At 46.6% G+C, this 22,144-nt stretch carries 13 protein-coding genes; 4 read left to right on the top strand and 9 right to left on the bottom strand.

Translation table 11 applies throughout. The features are described 5' to 3' along the window. The first annotated feature begins 116 nt into the window (after window positions 1-116). Window positions 117-1,343 carry a THUMP-like domain-containing protein gene (locus G395_RS0115265; RefSeq protein ID WP_051350185.1) on the top strand — a complete coding sequence of 409 codons (1,227 nt, stop codon included), beginning with the start codon at window positions 117-119 and terminating at the stop codon, window positions 1,341-1,343. On the opposite strand, the gene G395_RS0115260 is transcribed toward G395_RS0115265, so the two are convergent. Together G395_RS0115260 and G395_RS0115255 are read right to left on the bottom strand one after the other, a co-directional pair. Next, the gene (locus G395_RS0115260) at window positions 1,340-1,693 is read right to left on the bottom strand and encodes an ArsC family reductase (RefSeq protein WP_026630845.1); all 354 of its coding nucleotides are present in this window, start codon (window positions 1,691-1,693) and stop codon (window positions 1,340-1,342) included. The two genes, G395_RS0115265 and G395_RS0115260, sit on opposite strands and share 4 nt — an antisense overlap. A gap of 24 nt (window positions 1,694-1,717) precedes the next feature. Further along, entirely contained in the window at window positions 1,718-3,118 is a 1,401-nt protein-coding gene (locus tag G395_RS0115255) for a dicarboxylate/amino acid:cation symporter (protein WP_026630844.1), read from the bottom strand. 351 nt (window positions 3,119-3,469) lie between these two features. Here G395_RS0115255 and G395_RS0115250 point away from each other — a divergent pair, with 351 nt between their 5' ends. The 3 genes from G395_RS0115250 to G395_RS0115240 are packed head-to-tail and all read left to right on the top strand — an operon-like array spanning window position 3,470 to window position 7,966. After that, on the top strand, window positions 3,470-4,321 hold the full coding sequence (locus G395_RS0115250; RefSeq protein ID WP_026630843.1) for a universal stress protein: 852 nt from the start codon (window positions 3,470-3,472) through the stop codon (window positions 4,319-4,321). Window positions 4,322-4,327: 6 nt separating this feature from the next. Next, the gene (gene corA, locus G395_RS0115245; RefSeq protein WP_229204182.1) at window positions 4,328-5,455 is read left to right on the top strand and encodes a magnesium/cobalt transporter CorA; all 1,128 of its coding nucleotides are present in this window, start codon (window positions 4,328-4,330) and stop codon (window positions 5,453-5,455) included. 36 nt (window positions 5,456-5,491) lie between these two features. Then, window positions 5,492-7,966, top strand: a complete 2,475-nt coding sequence (locus G395_RS0115240) for a bifunctional UDP-N-acetylmuramoyl-tripeptide:D-alanyl-D-alanine ligase/alanine racemase (protein ID WP_035361444.1) — start codon at window positions 5,492-5,494, stop codon at window positions 7,964-7,966. Here the strand turns inward: G395_RS0115240 and ppk1 are convergent, their stop codons facing one another. The 7 genes from ppk1 to G395_RS29490 form a co-directional block, all read right to left on the bottom strand. Then, window positions 7,967-10,285, bottom strand: a complete 2,319-nt coding sequence (ppk1, locus tag G395_RS29505) for a polyphosphate kinase 1 (RefSeq protein WP_051350184.1) — start codon at window positions 10,283-10,285, stop codon at window positions 7,967-7,969. 169 nt (window positions 10,286-10,454) lie between these two features. Next, window positions 10,455-12,410, bottom strand: a complete 1,956-nt coding sequence (gene gyrB / locus G395_RS0115230; RefSeq protein WP_026630840.1) for a DNA topoisomerase (ATP-hydrolyzing) subunit B — start codon at window positions 12,408-12,410, stop codon at window positions 10,455-10,457. A 117-nt stretch (window positions 12,411-12,527) separates the two neighbouring features. After that, entirely contained in the window at window positions 12,528-14,228 is a 1,701-nt protein-coding gene (locus G395_RS29500; RefSeq protein WP_035361504.1) for a hypothetical protein, read from the bottom strand. A gap of 203 nt (window positions 14,229-14,431) precedes the next feature. Continuing rightward, window positions 14,432-16,993, bottom strand: a complete 2,562-nt coding sequence (locus G395_RS31160) for a beta-galactosidase (protein WP_084439648.1) — start codon at window positions 16,991-16,993, stop codon at window positions 14,432-14,434. A 208-nt stretch (window positions 16,994-17,201) separates the two neighbouring features. Continuing rightward, window positions 17,202-20,375, bottom strand: a complete 3,174-nt coding sequence (locus G395_RS0115215) for a PVC-type heme-binding CxxCH protein (protein ID WP_026630839.1) — start codon at window positions 20,373-20,375, stop codon at window positions 17,202-17,204. A gap of 46 nt (window positions 20,376-20,421) precedes the next feature. Continuing rightward, window positions 20,422-21,297 (bottom strand): ThuA domain-containing protein, encoded by an 876-nt coding sequence (locus tag G395_RS0115210; protein WP_026630838.1) that lies wholly within the window; start codon window positions 21,295-21,297, stop codon window positions 20,422-20,424. 120 nt (window positions 21,298-21,417) lie between these two features. Then, the gene (locus G395_RS29490) at window positions 21,418-22,089 is read right to left on the bottom strand and encodes an outer membrane beta-barrel protein (RefSeq protein ID WP_084439646.1); all 672 of its coding nucleotides are present in this window, start codon (window positions 22,087-22,089) and stop codon (window positions 21,418-21,420) included. Between the last annotated feature and the right edge of the window lie 55 nt (window positions 22,090-22,144).

Raw genomic sequence — 22,144 nt, 5'->3', positions numbered from 1 at the left:
TTGATAAGCAGGTTTTTCAAGATTCTGCAATGCTGACCGTAAAGCATCGTAAAACTGTGACAGACGATCAAAAAGACGTATTTTCGAAAAGTTAAATTATAAACGATCACATACACATGGATAAAATCACATCACAACGCATTGCCGCTGAAACGTTTTTCACCGACGCAGAAACCGAATTCATCCAGGAACATTTGCGGGATGATGTGAGCAAGCTCATGTTACGGGCCAAGCATTTCAAGGACATTAATGTCCGGAAACTAGGGGCGCAAATTCAATCCAGGCAAAAGGCCTTGAAGAAACTGCCTGACTGGTCCGCCAATCCCAACCTCATCTTCCCGCCTGCCCTGTCGGTTGAACAATGTTCTTCCGAGGCTACGGCACGGTATAAGGCAACATTAATGTCTGGCGATGAACTGATTGATATTACCGGCGGAATGGGTGTGGATTGCTATTATATGCACACGAACTTTAAACATGTGCAATATTTTGAGCAGCAGCCCGAAGTGGCCGAAACGGCAGAGTTCAACTTTAAGCAACTGGGTGTCACCAACATTGAAGTGCAGGCGCTGGACTCGATAGAAACGCTTAAAAAGGAACCACGCTATGCCGACTGGATCTATGCCGATCCCGCCAGACGCAATGATAGACAGGAAAAAGTGGTGCTGCTTTCCGATTGCACACCGGATATCGTCGAAAATCTGTCCATTTTATTTGAAAGTTCACCCAATATTTTGCTCAAAACGTCACCGCTCCTGGACATCGACCTTGCTGCGAAAACGCTTGTTAATGTCAAAGAAGTGCACGTGATCGGTTACGAAGGGGAATGTAAAGAACTGCTTTTTGTGCTTAAAAAAGACTGGATATCCGACACATTTGACATTAAAGTGCGCATTATCAACGGTTCCGGTAAGGTGATCAGCCAGTTGGACCTGACCCGTGAATCCGAGCGGTTGACCGGCGTGGATTACTCGCGACCATTGAAATATCTGTATGAACCGCATGCCGCGATCCTTAAAGCGGGTGCTTTCCGAACGATATGCAGTGCTTATGCGCTCGCTAAATTGTCCATTAACAGTCAGTTATATACGTCGGAGAAGCTGATAACCGATTTTCCGGGCCGTGCTTTCGAAGTGGTTGCGGTTTGCAAGCCGGACATTCGCGAAATTATGCAGCATATTGAGGGCGATAAAGCGCATCTGACAGTCCGCAACTTCCCGGCCAAAAGCGAAGAATTGAGAAAGAAATGGAAATTGAAAGATGGTGGCAAATATTATCTCTTCGCCACCACATTCTCCAATAAACTGAAAGCGGTTGTAGTTACCGTAAAACCGGAGTATTAAAGGAATTTCTCTTCATATTCCTTCTCCGAAAAGCCAATAGTCACTGCCTTGCCCGATGCGTCTTCGATCAGCGGTCTTTTAATAACCGACGTGTGCGCAATCATCAGCTTGGCAGCGGCTTTTTCGTCGGTTATCAGCGCTTTTTCTTCATCTGAAAGTGCTTTCCAGGTTGTGCTCGCCTTATTGACCACCTTATCCCAGGGAAGCGTTTTAAACCAGTCCTTGATCTTGTCGTTGCTGATGCCCTCTGTTTTGTAATTATGAAAAGTATATGCAATGTGATGCTTTTCCAGCCAGGTGCGTGTTTTTTTAACCGTATCGCAATTAGGAATTCCGTAAACCGTCAACATAAAAATAATTTAACCAATAAAAATCTAACTTTTTGTTATCACCGGCTCCTCCGTGATCAGATCTGAATTGTGCATTTTCAGATCATCCAATTCTCCTTCCCAGCGCGCAATAACGGCCGTTGCAAGGCAGTTTCCAGTTACATTAACCGAGGTCCGGGCCATATCCATCAGCTCGTCAATGCCCATAATGAGCAATACGGGCCATTCCGGCATGCCAAAGTTGGCGATGGCGCCTAGCAGGATTACCAATGTTGCCCTCGGGATCCCTGCAACGCCTTTACTGGTCAACATCAATAGTAAAACCATGGTAAGCTGCTGTCCGATAGACATCTCCGTGCCGGTGGCCTGCGCTACGAAAACAGTTGCCAAGGCCAGATACAAAGTCGAACCATCGAGATTGAAACTATAACCGGTGGGCATAACGAATGAAACGATCTGCCGTGGGACGCCAAATTTCTCCATTTTCTCCATCGCCTTTGGCAGCGCGGATTCGGAGCTTGTAGTGGCAAATGCAATGGAAACCGGCTCGAAAATAGCCTTTGCAAATTTCACAACAGGAATTCTTGCGAACCATGCAATGGGGATAAAAACGATAAGGACAAAAACAATCAGTGCGCAGTATAATGTTGCAAGCAGCAATGCCAGGTTCCTCAGCACGTCAATTCCCATATGCCCCACTGTCTCGGCAATGGCCGCACCTACGCCGATCGGCGCAAAAAGCATGATGATCTTGGTAAGCTTAAACATGACCTCGGCCAGCAATTCCACGCCATGAACGAATTTCTCTTTCTTAACGGTTGGCAGCAAAGCCAGGCTTATTCCAAACAAAACGCTGAAAACAACGATTTGAAGCACTTCTCCATGATAAATAGACTTGGCAATGTTCTCCGGGAATGAATGCAGAACAATGTCCTGCCAGGTTTGTTCAGCCACTTTCGGCAAGGTTGCATTCAATGTTTCGGGAGGAATGATGCCAACGCCGGGTTTAAACCAGTTGGCAAAAAACAGCCCGATCAGCAATGCGAATGTGGTTACTACTTCGAAGTAAAGCAATGATTTCCAGCCCATTCTGCCCACTTGCTTCAAATCGGAATGGCCGGCTATCCCCGTTACAAGCGTTGCAAAAAGCAATGGTGCGATCACCGTTTTGATCATCTGTAAAAATATCTGCCGCAAGAAATGCAGTTCCGTGCCCATTTTCGGGAAATCATAACCGATTTCCGTTCCTACCAGCATGGAGATCAGGATAGACGTGGTCAGATTTTTTTTCAGGATCGCAAAAATGATCAGCCCGGCAAGAGCGGCCCAGCGAAGGCTCATTAAAACAGTAGCGGGTATGGAGATAATATCGTATGCATCCAGCACGGTGGCTATCGCAGCTATGGTAACCAGGACAATGTTGATGATGGTAATTTTGCTCTTCATACGGGAAATTGGAATGAGGAATTCTTTTCGACGGTAAACATATAAAAAATCAATTTAAGGCCAACTATCCGAACAGCCGCATTTGAACCCTAAAACAAAATTAACTATATGCATTGGACAATATTATTTAATGATTGTACTAAACAATACTCGGTTTATAAAATAATTGTTGGTTTGGTAGGTTTTTGGAACAGTCTGGAAAATTTGAAATCCTCTACCACCAGGCGACAGACAAACAGCCATTAGTCCATAGATTATCTTTGTTTTAAAAGCAGCGCAAATCCTTGTTTGGAGTCCGTAAATTTGATATGTTCGGAAATTACATCATTCCATTTAAAATAAGCCCTGACAATGAACAAGATCCTTATCCCGATTGACTTTTCTGAAAACGCAGAACATGCATTGGCTGCGGCAAAAATCATAGCGGACAAAGAAGCTACAAAGTTGCTCGTGCTGCATGCGTATCAGCCTTATATAGCGGATGTTAACATTACACCCGGCAATGTGTTGCCCGGCATCGACGGCACCGATTTTCTCTCAATGAGTAGCGAGCTGGAAGTCGAATATCAGAAAAGGCTGGAAAAATATGTGGATGATGTGATTGCGGAAGGCTATCAGGCAGAAGCAATCTGGGCCATTGGCAGCGTTCAATCCACTGTGTCGGAAGCCATTGAAGCGCATAACCCCAATCTGGTCATCATTGGAAGGACAGGAACAGGCGGGTTTCTGGACAAGCTGATCGGCAGCTCGGCCACCAGCATTGGCTTGAACTCGAACTGCCCGGTGCTCGTGATCCCGCCGCAAAGCACTCCGAAAAAATTCCAGAAAGTCGTTTACGCCACGCAGTTTGAATATGATGAGACTGACATTCTGCGCGAAGTTTATGTATTAATGAACCATCTGGGTGCTAATCTGACATTGCTAAAAATCAAATCGGATTCACAGCCTAACATTCAGGAGGACCGCCAGTATATCGAAGAAATCAAATCCAACTTCGCGATTGCGGAAGATACGATCGTATTTCGCGAAGCCAGGCACGTGCTGGACGGCATAGAGGATTATTGTGATGAAGTGGGTGCGGATCTGTTGATCATGTCGGCGCGGGAGCGATCATTTATTGAAGAGTTTCTGATCAATCCGAGCGTTACCCGTAAGCTGATCATTGATACACACGTGCCGTTGCTCGTTTTTCATCTTAAATAAAAAACATTGGAAAAGGCAGAGAATACAAGGGCTTTTCAGCCTGAACATCTGATTTCACGCGACAGGAAGGCGAAGCGGTACAAGAAAAATCTGCTTACCTCTCCCGGCACACTTACATACATTGGCCCTGATGTTGAGTTAAAGACCAAGATCAGGAAGATTGTGTATAATGATCAGATTTTCAAGGATGAACAGGTAAAATCTCTGCTTGAATGCAGCCCGGAAGCGACCACCGAAAAGGCAGTCACCTGGCTCGACGTCGACGGCATTCACGAAACCACATTGATCGCGAAGCTTGGGAAACTATATAACCTGCACCCGCTCTTGCTTGAAGATGTGGTGAATACGGAACACAAGCCCAAACTGGAAATATATGACAGCGGCCACCTGTTCCTGACATTGAAAATGCTGCATATTGATTCGGAATCGCCTATTTGCCTCTCTTCGGAACATGTCAGTTTTGTTTTGGGGGAAAATTACCTGGTGTCTTTTCAGGAAGAACTTACCAATGATATTTTTTCTCCGGTGCTGGACCGTTTGCAGGCCTCCGTTGGCAAAACGCGCAGGAACGGCGCTGATTATCTGATGTTTGCCTTAATGGACATTGTCATTGACAATTACTTTATCGTTCTGGAAAAACTGGGCGACAGCCTGGATACGGTTGAAGATCAGGTGATCCGGGGCACGGAGGAGTTGTCGCTCAAAGAACTCTATTCCCTGAAACGGGAGCTTACCATTGCCAGAAGGGTTATCTGGCCGCTGCGGGATATGATCAACCAGTTGATCCGTGAAGATAACCCACTGATCAACAAAGACACAATTCCCTATCTGCGAGATCTTTACGATCACGTTATGCAGGTTCTGGACACCATTGACTCCTACCGCGAACTTGTGGCCAGCCTTGCAGATGTACATTTGTCCACGATCAGTAACCGGATGAATTCGGTGATGAAGACGTTGACCATTTTTTCTGCTGTGTTCATGCCCCTGACTTTTATCGTCGGCGTTTACGGCATGAACTTTGAAAATATGCCCGAACTGAGGGCGCATAATGGTTATTATTATGTTTGGGGACTGATGATCGCAGTCACGACGGGGCTGATATTTTATTTCAAATCCAAGAAATGGATGTAAGGTTTGATACCTTTGTGGCCTGAAAACCGCATTGGAATGAACATTACTGCAAACAGCTTTCAAACAATCACCACCGACGCTGCTTACCTGCTTACGGACAGCCGCCAGATCTCATTTCCTGGCCAAAGTATCTTTTTCGCGATCAAAGGCGACCGTCATGATGGTCACCAGTTTTTACCGGCGTTGTATGCAAGCGGTGTTCGCGAATTTGTGGTTGAAGAAGCTGCTTATTCGGAATCGTTGCGTTGGCAGACAGCGGTTTGGCACGATGCCACTATATGGATTGTGCCTTCCAGCATTCGTGCTCTGCAGTCGCTGGTGGCGGAAAGAAGGCGTCGGTTCAACCTTCCCGTGGTGGGCATAGCGGGCAGTAATGGAAAAACAATTGTAAAGGAATGGCTCGTCCAACTTGCTTCCCCGCAAGCGACCATCGTGGCGAGTCCGAAAAGTTATAACTCCCAGATCGGTGTTCCATTATCCGTTTGGAACATTGAAAAACAACATACGCTGGGCATTTTCGAAGCGGGCATTTCACGCGCGCACGAAATGGAATATCTGCAACCGGTTATGCAGCCCACGATCGGCATTTTCACCAATATCGGCCCTGCGCATGATGATGGCTTCAAAAGCCGTAAGCAAAAAATAACCGAAAAGCTCCGGCTTTTTACGAAGGTCAAAAAACTCATTTACCGCAAAGATTACACGGAGCTCGACGAAGAAATCAACCTGATATTAAAACCGGTAAACTCCTTTTTGCAGACCATCAGCTGGGGAAAACCGGCATCCGGGGCCGATATCATTGTTTCGTATCAAAAAGACAAGGTAAAAACGGCCATTTCACTGACAGGAAAATTTGGCAGCCAGAAGTTTGAGACCGCGTTCACCGATGAGGCTTCGCTTGAAAATCTTACGCATTGCATCGTCTTTTTGTTGGATTTTGGTTTTTCGAATACGGCAATCCAGGAAGGCATCCGGCTGCTGAAACCGGTTTCCATGCGTTTGGAGCTGAAAGAAGGCATCAATCACAATTACATTATTGATGATGCCTATAACAATGATTTGCAGGGACTTTCTATGGCGCTGAACTTTCTCGCCCAACAGGAACAGCGCCAGAAAAAGACGGTCATTTTATCTGACGTATTACAAACGGGACAAACGCCCGCAGAACTTTACAAAACGGTTGCCAGGCTTTTGAAAGAGAAGGCAATTGATCAACTCATCGGCATAGGACCAGAAATTGAAAGCCAGGCAGCACTATTTGACGTTAAGACGACTGACTTTTTTGCCGACACGGCCACATTCCTGCACGAATTTCCCTTCAACTCCTTATCAGACAGCCTTGTACTGATCAAAGGAGCCAGACCATTCTCATTTGAAAAGATCGTTCAGCGGTTGCAGCAAAAAGCGCATGGGACGGTTTTGGAGATCAATCTGGATGCATTATCCCATAATTTGAATTTTTACCGGTCAAAAGTCGGGGCGCAGACCAAGATCATGGCAATGGTGAAGGCATTTGCGTATGGAACTGGCAGCTCGGAAGTGGCGTCCCTACTGCAATTTCACCGCGTGGATTACCTGGGCGTTGCCTATGCCGACGAAGGTGTCGCATTAAGGCAAAGCGGCATTACATTGCCGATTATGGTGATGAATGCTACTTCACAGGCATTTGATTTGCTTCTTCAGTACAAACTCGAACCTGAGATTTACAGTCAGCGCATCTTTACGGAATGGATCGCATTTGTCAACAAAAACAAATTCACCGCCGAAATTCCAGCCATGCATTTGAAGCTTGATACAGGCATGCACCGCCTGGGTTTTGTAAAAGATGACCTGGAATGGCTAATTGAAATGTTGAAGGCAAATCCCCACATGAAGGTCGCCTCTATTTTCTCCCACCTCGTCGGCGCGGACGAAGGTGTCCACAATGCTTTTTCAAAACAGCAGTTCGAGCTTTTCCATGAAGGCGCACAGCAAATTGAAAACGCACTGTTTTATACTGCAATTAAGCACATTCTGAATTCAGCTGGAATTGTTCGTTTTCCGGATTATAAGCTGGATATGGTGCGTTTGGGCATCGGGCTTTATGGCGTGGAAGCAACCGGGCAGGAGCAGCAGGCCTTGCAGTCTGTGGGCACGTTGAAAACAGTTGTTTCACAGATCAAATATCTGTCGGCAGGTGAAACGGTCGGTTACAGCCGCCGCGGGCATCTGGACCATGACGCCGCCATTGCCACGCTGGCCATCGGCTATGCGGATGGATATGACCGCGGATTAGGAAATGGAGCCGGTAAAGTGTGGGTAAATGGCACCCTATGCCCTACAATCGGCAACATTTGCATGGATATGACCATGATCGATGTCACGGGGGCCACCGTGAACGAGGGCGACGAGGTGATTATTTTCGGAAAAGAAATGCCGATTTTCGAACTCTCCAAACAAATAAACACGATCCCTTATGAAATCCTGACAGGAATCGGGGACCGTGTTAAAAGGGTTTTTTATAAAGAATAACTAAACCTGCGTTTCGTCAGGCGTTTCTGTTAACTCTCCCGTGCCGATGGCTTCGGGGACTTCCGGCCGGGATGGGCGAACGGGCTCATCCTCAAACAAATGCGTGGCCATAACTTGATCGAGCGTTACGGTATAAAATGCCTCATGCACATTCAGAGGCTCAGTCCCTTCTTCGATTTCGCATTTGATATAAGTACCGTCTTCCTGCATTTCGTAAGCATTCACATTATCATGCAAGCTATAATACAGAATGTGGATGGCTTCCTGGCGTACGCGCGGGTCCACGAGTTTGAAAAGGGATTCAATGCGTTTATCGAAACTACGCACCATAGCATCCGCACTTCCGCCGTAAACCACCGGATCGCCATTCTGATGGAAATAAAATATTCTGGAATGCTCCAAAAAGTCTCCTACCAGCGACCTGACCGTAATATTCTCACTTAATCCCACCCTTTGCGGGCGGAGGCAACACATTCCGCGCACAATTAATTTGATCGGAACGCCTGCTTCGGATGCCTTGTAAAGTTCAAGAATGGTTGTCCTGTCTTCCAGCGAGTTGATCTTGATGCAAATGCCGCTTTTCAAGCCTGCCTGCGCATTCTTGGCTTCCTGCTGGATCAGTTCTACCAGCTTATCGCGCATATAACGCGGCGCGGTGATCAGGTTCTGGTATTCCGACGGAATCGAATGTCCGGTGATAACATTGAAAAACTCCGAAATGTCTTCTGTATACTTTTCATTGGAAGTCAGCAAACCGGTGTCCGTATACAGCCTGGAAGTGTCCTCATTGTAATTCCCGCTTGATAAATGCGCATAACGCAACACGCGGTTTCCCTCATTACGAACGATTAGCAGCAGTTTTGTATGGGTTTTGAGTAAGCCAATGCCATAGATTACGAAGCAACCCGCTTTTTGCAGCCTTTGCGCTTCCCTGATGTTGTTTTCTTCATCAAAACGCGCCTTAACCTCAAACAAAACGGCTACGTGCTTACCATTTTCGGCAGCATGCAGCAATGCTTCTGTAACCCTGGAATTTTTTGCCAACCTGTAAATGGTCAGTTTGATAGACAAAACTTTGGGATCCTCGGCTGCCTGTTCCAAAAGCTGTAATACAGGCTCAAAGTTGTTGTAAGGGTGGTGCAAGAGGATATCCCGCTCACGCATTACTTCAAAAATATCAGGAATACGTTCCCTGTCCAGCCCCAGCGGCGGCACAGGCGGGTGGATCGCCGGAATCTGGTCTTTGAACTCAGGATGCTTGATAATGCCCCAGAACGACGTATAGTCGATAAAACCATCGATCGGGAAAATGTTATAATCATCTATTTCCCAACGCTTTTTAAACAAATTCAGCAAATCAGGATTAGTATCATGCTCGATGGAAACCTGCACAACACGTCCCAAACGCCTGCTTTTTATCTTTTGTTTAATCTCATCAATAAAATCCGACTCTACATCATCACTTTCTTCCAGGGAAAAATCGCCATTCCGGATAATCCTGAACAGATTGGTGGAGACAATGTCCACATTGCGGTAAAGCTTGTGAATGTACTCCCGGACAATGTCCTCAATCGGCAAAAACAACAGCTCATCCTCGCGATCGATCACATAGAAACGAGGCAGATTGAGCGGCAACTGTACGAATGAAAGTTTCCGGTCCTCTTCGGAGCTGGTTCCTTTCACCTGCGTGATCACTCCCAGAATAAGCACTTTCGCGAGTAAGACCGGGAATGCGTGGGTATAATCAAAAAGCATCGGGGTTAACATCGGATACACCGTCCGCTCGAAATATTCTTCGACCGCGGCTTTTTCGTCGTCATGGACTGCATCCAGCTTGATGATCTTGAACCCGTGCTGCTCAAACAGCGGTAAAAGCTGATTTTTATAACAATCATTCTGCTTCCTGACGAACTCGTGCGCTTCACGCATGAGCACTTTCCGGAACGGGATTTCCCTCAGGCCGGAATAATCAAGCCGCTCTTTTCCAAAATCAAGATAATTATAAAGGCTCCCGACGCGGATGGTGAAAAACTCGTCCAGATTGGAAGATGTAATAGCCAGGAATTTCAAGCGGTCAAAAAGATTGCGTTCCTCATTGGTTGCCTGGTCGAGCACACGGTCATTGAATTTCAGCCAGCTCAGATCCCGGCTGATCAGGTCACTCTGCTGAACCAGCGTGTTGGTCTTCTCAGTAGGCGGGCTTATGATCTTATTGTCTTCGGGGGAAGCTGTGCCTTTGGTACTTTTAAAAAAAGCAAACAGATTATTTAATCTGCCCTTTTTTCCATTGCTATATATGGGATCGGTTGAGCCGGACATATTTGAATTCTTTAAGGGTTGTGTTATAAATGGCTATTAAAAATTCAACGAATCTAAGAATCTAATGTTTCTCCTAACATGAACTTTCTGTTAAATCTTAGTCCGAAAAACAGAAACGGATGGCTGCGATTGACAGCCATCCGTTTCCAAAACTTATAGGGGTCAAAAGCTACACGTCTACACGTGCATATTTGGCATTTTTCTCAATAAAATCGCGCCTAGGAGCCACTTCGTCGCCCATCAGCATAGAAAATAAATGATCTGCTTCTGCGGCTGACTCAATGGAAACCTGTTTAAGGCTTCTTTTGTCCGGATTCATGGTTGTTTCCCATAATTGTTCCGCATTCATTTCTCCCAAACCTTTGTAACGCTGAACGTTAACGGATTCTTCACGGCCTGCACCGATCTCACGGATAGCAGCCTCTCTTTGTGCCTCTGTCCAGCAGTAACGCTCCTCACGTCCTTTTTTGACCAGATAAAGCGGCGGCTGCGCAATGTAAATGTAGCCGTGGTCGATCAGGATCTTCATATAGCGGAAGAAGAAGGTCAGGATCAATGTACGAATGTGGCTACCGTCAATATCCGCATCGGTCATGATGACGATCTTGTGGTAACGAAGCTTGTCAATGTTCAAAGCTCTTTCATCGCCATCTTTTCCGATCTGCACACCCATTGCGGTGAACATATTTTTAATCTCTTCGTTTTCGTAGATCCTGTATTCCTGTGCTTTCTCTACGTTCAGGATCTTACCACGAAGTGGCAAAATCGCCTGATATGCGCGGTTACGGCCTTGTTTCGCAGTTCCACCTGCCGAGTCCCCTTCGACTAGATACAGTTCACAAACATTCGGATCTGTTTCGGAGCAGTCGGACAGCTTACCCGGTAAGCCGGTTCCTGTCAGGATATTTTTCCGCTGCACCATTTCGCGTGCTTTTTTAGCAGCGATACGTGCTTTGGCGGCAAGGATAACCTTATCAATGATAACACGTGCTTCTTTCGGATGTTCGTCCAGATAAGTATCAAGCATTTCCGATACCACCTGGCTTACTACGCCGGTCACTTCGGAGTTCCCAAGCTTGGTTTTGGTCTGGCCTTCAAACTGCGGCTCGGCTACTTTGATCGAGATAACGGCTGTTAAGCCTTCCCGGAAGTCATCACCGCTGATCTCAATTTTTTCTTTGGCCAGGATCCCCGATTTTTCCGCGTAATTTTTCAATGTTCTTGTCAAGGCCGCCCGGAAACCGGAAACGTGCGTTCCACCTTCGATGGTGTTAATGTTGTTTACATAAGAAAATACATTCTCGCTGTAAGACGTATTATACATCATCGCCACTTCCACCGGAACAGTTCCTTTCAGCGTTTCCATGTGGATAGGCGCAGGAATAAGAGGCTGACGTGTCGCATCCAGATAAGTTACGAATTCGTTCAGACCGATCTCGGAATAGAACTCTTCACCCCTGAATTTGCCGTCCTCATCTTCCTCACGTTTGTCCTCCAGGGTGATCCGGATTCTTTTGTTCAAATAGGATAATTCCCGGAGACGTGTTGCTACGGTTTCATATTTGTATTCTGTAACTGTGAAAATGGTTGCATCAGGCAGGAAGTGAATAAATGTCCCTGTTTTTTCGGATTCACCGATCACCCTTACCGGGTAAAGCGGCTTGCCTTCGCTGTACTCTTGCTCGAATATTTTTCCTTCGCGGTGGATCTCTGCTCTCAAATGAATTGAAAGTGCATTTACGCAGGAAACCCCTACACCGTGCAAACCACCGGAAACCTTATACGTATCTTTATCAAACTTACCACCGGCGTGAAGAACCGTCAAAACGACTTCCAGCGCGGATCTTTTCTCTTTTGTATGCATCCCGGTTGGAATCCCCCGGCCATTGTCCTGAACAGTAATGGAGTTATTTTTCTCAATTGTAACATTGATGGTGTCGCAATAGCCAGCCATCGCTTCATCAATGGAGTTGTCGACAACCTCCCAAATCAAATGGTGAACCCCCTTAAAACCAGTGTCACCAATATACATGGCCGGACGCTTACGAACGGCCTCTAAACCTTCAAGAACCTGGATGTTTTCGGCTGAATAACTATTTACTTCAATCACTGCTTCGTTTGACATATAGTTTGTTTTACACTTGGATAAAAAGAACCATTTTCAGGCTTTTTAAGCCCGTAAAGATACGATTTTTTTACCGCTTAACCTAGCACAAAAAACATTGGAATCACATCCGAAATACTATTTCGGGCTGTATGCGGAGCCAGATGCAAAAAGGGATTTATCTAATTTGTAAAACGTCTTTTGGCCGTCGTTACTTACATCCAGAATCCCCATGTCATAAGTTCCGGCAACGAGGTCGTCCTCTCTCAGGAAAGTATTGAACCCTGCTTTGTAATAGTGTATTTTGGTGATAATTTCCTTTCTCGAATCTATTTTCGGATTGGCATTCAAGAGATGAATCACACGCGTTTTCTGATCTCTTAAAACCAAAAAGCGATCGCCGGCGAGGCCTTTTCCTCCGGGAGCCACATTGCTTGCCACGAAGTAAACGGTAAGGTGTTCGACGCCCTGCCGCACGACCCTTTCAATGTCCCAATCCTCCACATAAAGCGCGTAATTTCTGGCAGCCATGGTGTTCGCGTTAAACATGGAATCCAGCTCGTCGCGCTCAACGACGGGTTCGGGCAAGTGGAAAAATCCTTTTTCGTAGCCGGGAATCAGATAAAAGCTGCCATTTCTGATGATGGTTTTCTCAACCGAAAACATGTTGCGGTTTGTTTTCCAGTTGTATACATCGGCGAGATAGGTCGTTCTTTTGATCGCAACCGTGCCTGTAAATTTGTAATAGGAATAAACGCAATAGAAGACGCTCAGCGCTGTAATGGTGTAAAAAACCGCTTTCCTGCGAAAGAATGAGCTGTAATCCAGCAACAGAATGTAAAACATCACTGTCGACAGCGACGCATAGATCTGGAACCGGCTTGCTATGGTACTGCCCGCCCACGAACGGAAAAGTGCAATTACCAGACTGGTAATAAAAATGAATGCGAACAACGCCAGCAGCTCAGCCGTCCCGGGTTTAACATTGACGGGCTTATTGAGATATATCGCAGCCACGCGCCAAACGATGTATACCATAAACGCAATGATAACCGCGCCCCAAACTGCCGAGAAAAACTCCGGAAAGGCCCATAGCGACATAGCCGAACCAATAAAACCGAAAAGCGAGGAGAAAAACACAACCATGTCCTTCGGCAGGCTCACAGCTTGACCCGATTCATAACCTGCAAGGTAGATCACCAGGCAAAGGATCATGAACCCGCCCGTAATCATGGCCCGCTTGAAGTCTTTGAAACACAGGAAATAAAATATGATTGCCGGAAAGGACAAGATCCCGTTTCCATGCGTAAAAGTGGCCAGAAAGCAGCAAAGCATCGCGCCGTACAGCGACATATTGGTGCGACGCGAGGCCAGTATAATGGCGCTGACAGTGAATGCCGTCAGGAACGAATGCTGCATTCCGTTCAATGCCCAGCCGGAGACATCATAGAAAAGCGGCTGGAAATACAGGAAAGCGGCAGGAATGAAATAATAAAGCGGCAGCCTGGTCTTCTTGTATTGCAGGTAAATGAAATAGAAAATGAATGTTACATTAATCGAAACAAGCACGATATAAAACCGGAAGTTGAGATGCCCGGTGATGGTGTATTCGATGAGGGCGATAAGCCTCGGAACTACCGCCTTATGGTCATTGAATGTTCGGAAGAGCTCTGTGATTAGGCCAAAAACGCCGAGCCCGCCCTGGGAAACCACTTCAATGAATTGAATTAAGAGAAAATCGTCCTGGTAGGGAAAGTTGACGGAGTAATAAAAATTGTAAAATAAGTATACAAGAATGACCAAGCATATTACGACACCCGAGAGAAATCGTGACTTCATATTAACCGGAAAGTGAATTGAATTTTGTAGCCCTGATTTATTTAAACCCAGCATTTATCAATTCAAAACTAAACCATTATAACCGGATTCTTAAATTTCAACGGCTTTTTTACTCGCGGGCGAATGCGGAAACCGGATTGGGACAATACAAAAAAGAGCGGGCAGAAAGCCCGCTCCCAATGATATCAAATGTTTTACTTAGCTTAATCAACAACCACTTTATGCCGGACCTGCTTGGTGCCATAATCTGCACTGAGAATGTACAAGCCGGGCATTAACCGCGTTTTCGCCCTTACATTCAGCTGATCCGGACTGGTTTTTTCGGTGGTTACCGGAACGGCCCTGCCCGTAATATCCGTGAGCGTAACGGTGGGTGCCGCACCGGAATATTGCAGAAAAATGGTGCCCGAAGTGACGGGGTTTGGATATAGCGTTAGTTGCTCGGCATTTTCAAATGCGGCTGAAATGATCCTCGAATAAGCAAATGTGTCGTCCTGATCCACCATTTTCAGGCGATACAGGTTGTTGCCGTTCACCGGAACCGAATGGACAAAATGATAGCTTTTCAAAATCTTGCTTTCTGCCGCTGCGTCCACTTCGCCGATCTTTGTCCACTGCTTCCCGTCCACGCCATGCTGGATCTCGAAATAATCACTGTTGGTTTCTTCGGAAGTCTGCCAATGAAGCGAAACCGCGTTCTCTTCTTTCTTCCCACTGAAATTAACGAGGGTTACGGGCAGCGGTGCTGCATTAACGGCTGAGATATGGAATGTTGAAAATCCGTTTACGTTAAATCTTATCCTCCATAGATTGAGTATGCCATCCCACTGAATGTCATCGTCGTTGGGGTCAATGGTAAAATCGGGGTTGCCAGGTTTCATGTCGCCATGCCATTGCAGGATCCTGAGGTTAGCCCGGAACCGGTCGGAATCTGTTGCATTCTCAGGCAGCTTTACTGTACTCATTGCATTGAAAGCCGTAAGCTCTTCCTGACTGACATATAACGTTATGTTGGCACTTGTTGGGTTCGTACCGCCCGGCGTCAGTTTGAAATGGCGTTGCACATAAGGCTGTCCGTCGTGCGATTTCACATGGTCATCAATTTCAACTTTCGCCGTAAAGTTATCGGTGCCGTTCGTGAGGCCGGAACCTTTAACGGTGGAGATCAGCTTGCAGTTTGCATCCGTCATATGGACAAATTTCCCGTCCGGAATGATGGAGGCTGACTGCTGTCCGTTGCCGGCAAGTGAAAGATCTTTATAAAAGCAGCCCGGCTTCACCACATCATTTTGCATTGTGAAGTTGATGGGCCTTCCGCCGCCATTGTCAAAAGTGTTTCTCCACCGGATGTAAGCGTCGCAGTCGTTCCAGTAAGTATCGCGTACCGTACGGCAGCCATCACTGTCGATCATGCTGGATAATGTAAAAGTGTTTGAATTGCTGGGAGCAGGGGTTATCACAGGCTTGTCTTTTACCCAATCGGAGGCGAGTTTTTTCAATGAATTTATCGCATCCTGGGACTTCAAGGCATTTTCCAGGTAAAACATGGTGACCACATGGGCGCCGTGGGTGAAACTTTCCGTTGTAATGCTTTCCACCGACTCCATTCCCGTCACATAGGCCGCTTCATTTACGTAAAGCTTCCCCGGCAGGTTGGACCGCACCAGATCTAGTGCAAAACGGTGATCATAATAAACTTCATCATTAATCTTGATACCATCCAGGTCTGCACCGATCTCGTTAAAATGAAGCGTGCCCCTCGACCGGGCAATCTTGTCGTAAACCGATCCGTGGTGCGTGATCACTTTTGTATTGGGACTTACGCCTTTGACCGCGTTCTTGAACAAATTATTGGTCTCTTTCAAAATCAACGTCCGGAATGCAAACCAGTCGGTTCCGTCCGGGCCGGTGAATGTGGAACCGGAGGGCCGCTTTGGCGAAACCTGGTCGAATGACGAATGATTCGTGCCCCAGGCAGCATTCAGATATTCGATATGTCCATATTTCCCTTTCAGCCAGTTCCTGTATGCAATGGTCATGGGCTGCGAGTAATCCGTCAGCGCATTAACCATATCGAGCTGCTGCTCATAGTGATATTTTGTAGAACCCATATCAAACTCGCCTTCACCCTGGCGTGAGTATATCAGGTTCACATACAGCAGATTGTTCTGATCCTGCAAATATTTGTAACGCTGCATAACCTTTGCTGCAAATCCGGAAATGCGGTCACGCGTGGATTGCGCAGCAAGCGAAGTCATTACAAATTGCAGGTTAATGTTAGGCCTTATCGGACCGCCTTGCTTTTGAAAAACAGCTTCCTGCCCTTCATAGTTGACCACCAGCATGCGCTCTTCTTTTTTCCAGCCATCACCCGTATCCACGCCATAGCGGTCGGAAATGCTGTTTGTAACATCATCGCCGGTGCTGACAGCAATGTTAAGCGCTATTTTCATCCCCAGCGAAGTGGCCAGGGAAATCTGGTCATCATACTGCTTCCACACATTGTAATCGGCTCCTTTCTCGGCTTTCAGAATCCTGGAAATTTTCCCTTCAATAGTTCCCCATTGCACCGTAAGCGCCACAGCATTGAACCCAATGTCCTTCGCCGCCTGAATGGTGGGCAAAGACGCATTGTCATTTTCATTGACCATGGAAACTGCGAAGTACCGGGGCTGCTGAGCTGATAGATCGAGCGGGGAAACAAAAAGGGAAAGAGAGAAGAAAAGAGTACTAGCCTGCCATTTTACGAATATACGTTTTCTCATATTTTCAAACACCACATTTACAAATTATTCGATTTTCAAATGTAAGAAATTCTACAAAACGACATCGCTTTTTATTCATTTTTAAATAATATAAAATGAAATAATACTATAACCACCAAGTTACAAATGAAACGCAGATGAATTCGTAAACCAAAAAAAAGGCTATTTCCCTTTCGGAAAATAGCCTTTGTGTATGAAGCATTGTAGCCTACATTTTTTCAAGCGGATGCTCTTTCAGCAACTGGTCAGGAGAATAAAAGTCTTTTTTGCTCTCCGTTGCAGCCCTTACCTGCTTCACTTTTTCAGGCATGATGGCGGGGCCTTTGTTTCCAAATGAATTCCTGACGTAAGTAAGCACGGCAGCCATTTCATCATCATTCAGCAAGCCGGCAAATGGCGTCATAGGCACCTGACCAGGATATTTCTGTCCATTGACCTCAATCGGCCCCAGCAATCCTTTCAAAGCCAGCTTGATCAACCGCTCATCGCTGCCCAGCACCCAGGGGGTGCCTGCCAGTGGCGGAAATCCGGAAGCTGTAAGCCCCTTTCCGTCAGGCTGGTGGCAAGTTGCACAATATCCTTCTTTTGCATAAATAGTTTTGCCTAATGTATACAATTCGAGCGCTTTGCCTTTCAGTGCCGTTTGCGTCACTTCCTGCTTTTCCTTTTTCATGTTCTCACCATTAAGGTGGGCCAGCGCACCTTCGTAAGCATGGATCGTCCAGTCATCGAGCGGCAACTTTTTTGCCTCTGCCAGCACAGCAAGCCCTTTGTCCTTTTCGATCCAGGAAGCAGCGACAATGGCGACAAGCCTGACCCGGCTGTTTTCGTCCCGTGCAGCCTGCATCAGCAGCTCCGCCTGATCCGGCACCTGATGGCCGGTGTAACGCACAACTTGCACGGCCGCAGCCCTTGCATGATAATCCTTTGCCTTCAAAACCTGCTTTAAAAGCTTCTGATCCAATTTATTAAGGCCCCATGTTACCCATAATCCTTCCAGCAGATGGTGTTCGTATCTTGGATCATTCTTGTCAAGTCCTGCAACCCATTTTGTAATTTTCGGCAGCACTTCGGAAGCATTGCGGCCTCTCAGTTCGCGTCTGGTCCTGTAACGTGTGCGATATTCGGGTAATTTGAGGTTTTCCAAAAGTTCTTCAATGCTGGCGCCATCCACTTTTGCCGGCGTTACCAACGGGCGCGAAGGATACGTAACACGATAAACACGGCCGTGCGAGTGATCGCGCAAAGGATCACGTGCATTATGCTGCATGTGACCGATGAGGATATTGTGCCAGTCGATCAGGTAAAGGGAGCCGTCGGGGGCGAATTCCATATCCACCGGACGGAAATTGCGATCTTCGCTTACGATAAGGTCCATGCGGTGCGTGCTTTTGTAGCCGGTGCCGTCGTCCTTTAATGTATGCTCTTTTGTCCCCAAAAAACCAATGGTATTATTGATCAGAAAGTCCCCTTGCAATTCATCCGGGAAATGACGGCTGGAAACGAATTCCAATCCGGAAGTGGGCCTTACCCTGTGTTTTTCTTCTATCAGCTGAACCGATTTATGGTTGGCTTCTCCGTAGCGGGGCAAAATGGAGCCTGGCATCATCCAGCGCACATCCGGACTGGAAGTTTCAGCAAAAAACGGCTGTCCCCAGTCGTCAAATGCAATGCCCCAGGGGTTAGGAATCGAAAGCTGCGCAGTGCGTTCCAGTTTCCTCAATTGCGGCGCATATCTGTAAAATCCACCATTCGTTGCCCGCACAGGCCCGTAAGAAGTTTCAACATTAGTATGCAAAAACACCCCTTCACCTGAATAAATGGCACCCGAAGGATCAACCGTGAACGCGTGGCTGTTATGGTGCGTATCGTGATCGTCGAATCCGCTGAGCAGGATCTCACTTTTATCCGCTTTGTCGTCACCATTCGTATCTGTGTACAATTTCAGGTTTGTTCCCTGCGAAATGTAGACGCCTTCTGGAGCGATCTCAAATCCAAGCGGCAAATGCAGCCCATCTGCAAAAACAGTTTGCTTATCCGCTTTTCCGTCGCCATTGGTATCTTCGAGGATAATGATCTTGTCATTCGGTTTTGAATCGCCCGGCTTGTAATGCGGGTAACTTGGCATGGTCGCGATCCACAGACGGCCTTTGTTGTCAAATGACATCTGCATAGGCTTTGCCAGATCCGGAAATTCTTCCTCCGAAGCAAAAAGCTCAATCTTATAACCTTCCGGCACTTTCAGCTTGGCAAGCGCATCTTTTCCATACAAATATTGAAGGCTTCCGTTTTTCTCCGGGTTGAAATTCGTTTTTACCGGAGGCAGGGGTTTCGTGTTTTTATCTGCCGCCGCCAGGTCCGTTTTCTGGCCTTTCGATGCTGCCAGCCAGATCGCCTTGTCCCGGATATCCGTCATTTCACGGATTTTCTCTATTTCAGCAGGATAATTATCGGGACCAAAAGGATTGTAACGACGGCCATAAACGTGGACACCATTCGGGATCTTGAAGTCATTGTGCCACATCCAGTTTTTTTCATCCACAGCGTCCTTAACCAGCTTCCGGTTCGCTTCCGCTTTTGGTGATGCTTTGCCAAAAACCTGGTCTGCAAGCAGGACGCCCAGTTTTTTATAACCAGCCTCATTCAATTGCGAGCCGTCAATGGTCAGATCCTCTTTGCTATCAGCATACCATTGTTTTGAGGGATTAAATGCGTCTACAAACAGCACATTGTTTTTTGCCGCGATTTCCTTCATTCCCTTTGCATAAAGCGCCAGGTTTTCATTTTCCTTCTTGCCATTGGGAAGGTCGAATTTGGCTGAAAGATCCTCGAAAGCGATCGGCGAGACAATGGCCAGCTGCGGCGCTGCGGCTCCGTTGTATTTCTGGCTTAATGTATGTTTGATAAATGCATCCAGCTCAGCCTTATAATTTTCAAGTCCCTCTTTTCCCTGAAACGACTCGTTATAGCCAAAGAATGCAATAATCACGTCTGGTTTCAGGCGCGTTAGCCACTGATCCGGCGTGTCCAGATGTCCTTCACTTTGCGATGGGTTGGCCAGTTCGGTCTGAAACTTTTCAGCTCCCGGAAAGGCCCACGGCTGGTTACGGCTTGCGTGCGGCCGGAAACCCGGGGTGTCGCCACCATCGCACATATTGCGGATGTAGAGCATTTCCTCGGGATAGCGCACGTGCAGCTCCGTTTCGAAATTGTCGTAGTTCATCATCCGCGAACCCAGGTTGTTTCCCAGCAACACAATGCGGGAGCCCTTTTTAATGGTTAATGATGCTGATCTATTGAATTGAAAGGCACTAAATGCGATAATGATCAGTCCGAACACAATGAGCGATGTGTATATGCTGATTCTTTTGGGTTTAGACATTTCGGTTGATAAGCTTTAAGTGGGGATTTAGGATGTATTATTTCAATTATTTCGCTTCTCTATACTGCACATTAATGTCCATTTTGCCTTTCCATTTCGGGATTTTCATGCCTAATTCCCAATGTATGGCGTTAACAACCAGCTTTTGGAACGATTCAATCTTAAAATCGTCGGGATGGCCTAATGTGGTCATGAAGATCTTAGCGCCAAATGAATTAGTCCCGGTCCAGGCAACCGGATTTTCAATTGCTTCCTTATCCGGATCAACAGATTTGCCCATTAAAAGCAATGTTGAACCTTTGGTAGGATAATCCGGAAGGACCCTGTACAACCAGGATCTTGCGTGAAATGGCGTTGTAACACCTGTTAAAATGGGATTTTTGGCCTGATCCGGAATGGTTGTCACATCTGTGCTGCTATTATGGCCGTAATGGGTATGCTTGGCAGCGCCACCCCACCCCGGAGGCGAATTCAGCGCGAATTCCCCGAATGCATTCCACTTTTCATTTTCATCTCCTTTGGGATAATTGAATGCATGGGTGGTTGTTCGGAAGCCCATTAATGGCTTTTTTGATTTGAGATAGGCATCAATGTGCGCCAGTTGTTCTGTGGGAAGCTGCCGCCAGCGAAGATAGAAAACGGCAAGATCGGCATCCTTCAACGCTTCCAGACCAGGAATGTCATTTTCACTGTTGGGCCCGGGATAGGCTTTCAGGACAATGGTTTTCATTCCATAGTTCTTTTCCAGTTCGGCGGCAATGATCGGCAGTGTTTCTTCGCCGCTGTACTCATGGTCGCCCGTTACAAACACGACAACCGGCTTTTTGTTTTTGGTAGTGGATTGGGCAAATGTTGTGTTAATGTGCAGCAAAACGCCAAACAACAAAGCGCAGAGAACGAAGCAACGCTTACGTACATTCATGGTAAAGAGTTTTAGGATCAAAGTGGGACTGTCAGGGTATAACGTAAAATACGGAAGAAACTACTGTCTTTCTAATGAAGACTGTTTCATCCAATTTTTCCCTTACTTTTTCATACAACTTTAAAAAAAGCTGAATCCCAGCGAAACAGAACACCTTGAAAGGTCCACGCTGTCGTCTTTTGACAAATGAAGTGTTTCTGTATTAATGTCCGTCTTGCGTTGCAGGCGGAACACTGCGCCCATCATGGCAGAACCGGTCAAGTTGAGCGCAAATTTCCGGCTGAAACGATGCTCCACCCCTACGCTCACGCCCCAGCCCATTGTTTTGCCATTGAATGCAAATGCATTGTCTCCAACCTGGGTATGGTTGCGATAGGGCTGATAACCAAGCAATAACGAGGTTAAGATGGCATTTTTGGGGTTTTTCATGATCGCCTTGTGAATGACTTCACCACCCAGAAACTGGATTGCAACATCTTCTGTCATGACATTGCCTTGGCTGGCTTTGCTTTGGTAACGGTTGTATTTAACACCAAAACCTACTTTTTTCCAGGGAAAGTAAGCCACTTCACCCCCATAGGAGATGCCGGATTTGAAATCTTTCACATAACGCTTCCGGTCGTTGTCGAAAATGGGCCGGGATCGGAAAACGCGTTGTCCATAACCGCCATTGACACTAAACTTCCATTTGCTGTCCGCTGTTTCTACCTCATTTTTCACCGTTTCCTGCGCACAGAGAGGCATACAGGGTAGGCAAATGAGCAGCAGCAAAATGATTGTTATGTTCTTCATTACGTGAGTAGACCTGAAACACAGTCCCCAAAACTACTGATTTAGCAGGAAAGTC

The sequence above is a fragment of the Dyadobacter alkalitolerans DSM 23607 genome, from assembly GCF_000428845.1.
GTDB lineage: Bacteria > Bacteroidota > Bacteroidia > Cytophagales > Spirosomataceae > Dyadobacter > Dyadobacter alkalitolerans.
Note: the sequence above shows the minus strand (reverse complement) of the source record. Positions and strands in the feature narration are given on the sequence as shown.

Coding starts and splice junctions, on each gene's coding strand:
- G395_RS0115265 (WP_051350185.1), top strand. CDS start 117: ATGGATAAAATCACATCACAACGCATTGCCGCTGAAACGTTTTTCACC.
- G395_RS0115260 (WP_026630845.1), bottom strand. CDS start 1,693: ATGTTGACGGTTTACGGAATTCCTAATTGCGATACGGTTAAAAAAACA.
- G395_RS0115255 (WP_026630844.1), bottom strand. CDS start 3,118: ATGAAGAGCAAAATTACCATCATCAACATTGTCCTGGTTACCATAGCT.
- G395_RS0115250 (WP_026630843.1), top strand. CDS start 3,470: ATGAACAAGATCCTTATCCCGATTGACTTTTCTGAAAACGCAGAACAT.
- G395_RS0115240 (WP_035361444.1), top strand. CDS start 5,492: ATGAACATTACTGCAAACAGCTTTCAAACAATCACCACCGACGCTGCT.
- ppk1 (WP_051350184.1), bottom strand. CDS start 10,285: ATGTCCGGCTCAACCGATCCCATATATAGCAATGGAAAAAAGGGCAGA.
- gyrB (WP_026630840.1), bottom strand. CDS start 12,410: ATGTCAAACGAAGCAGTGATTGAAGTAAATAGTTATTCAGCCGAAAAC.
- G395_RS29500 (WP_035361504.1), bottom strand. CDS start 14,228: ATGAAGTCACGATTTCTCTCGGGTGTCGTAATATGCTTGGTCATTCTT.
- G395_RS31160 (WP_084439648.1), bottom strand. CDS start 16,993: ATGAGAAAACGTATATTCGTAAAATGGCAGGCTAGTACTCTTTTCTTC.
- G395_RS0115215 (WP_026630839.1), bottom strand. CDS start 20,375: ATGTCTAAACCCAAAAGAATCAGCATATACACATCGCTCATTGTGTTC.
- G395_RS0115210 (WP_026630838.1), bottom strand. CDS start 21,297: ATGAATGTACGTAAGCGTTGCTTCGTTCTCTGCGCTTTGTTGTTTGGC.
- G395_RS29490 (WP_084439646.1), bottom strand. CDS start 22,089: ATGAAGAACATAACAATCATTTTGCTGCTGCTCATTTGCCTACCCTGT.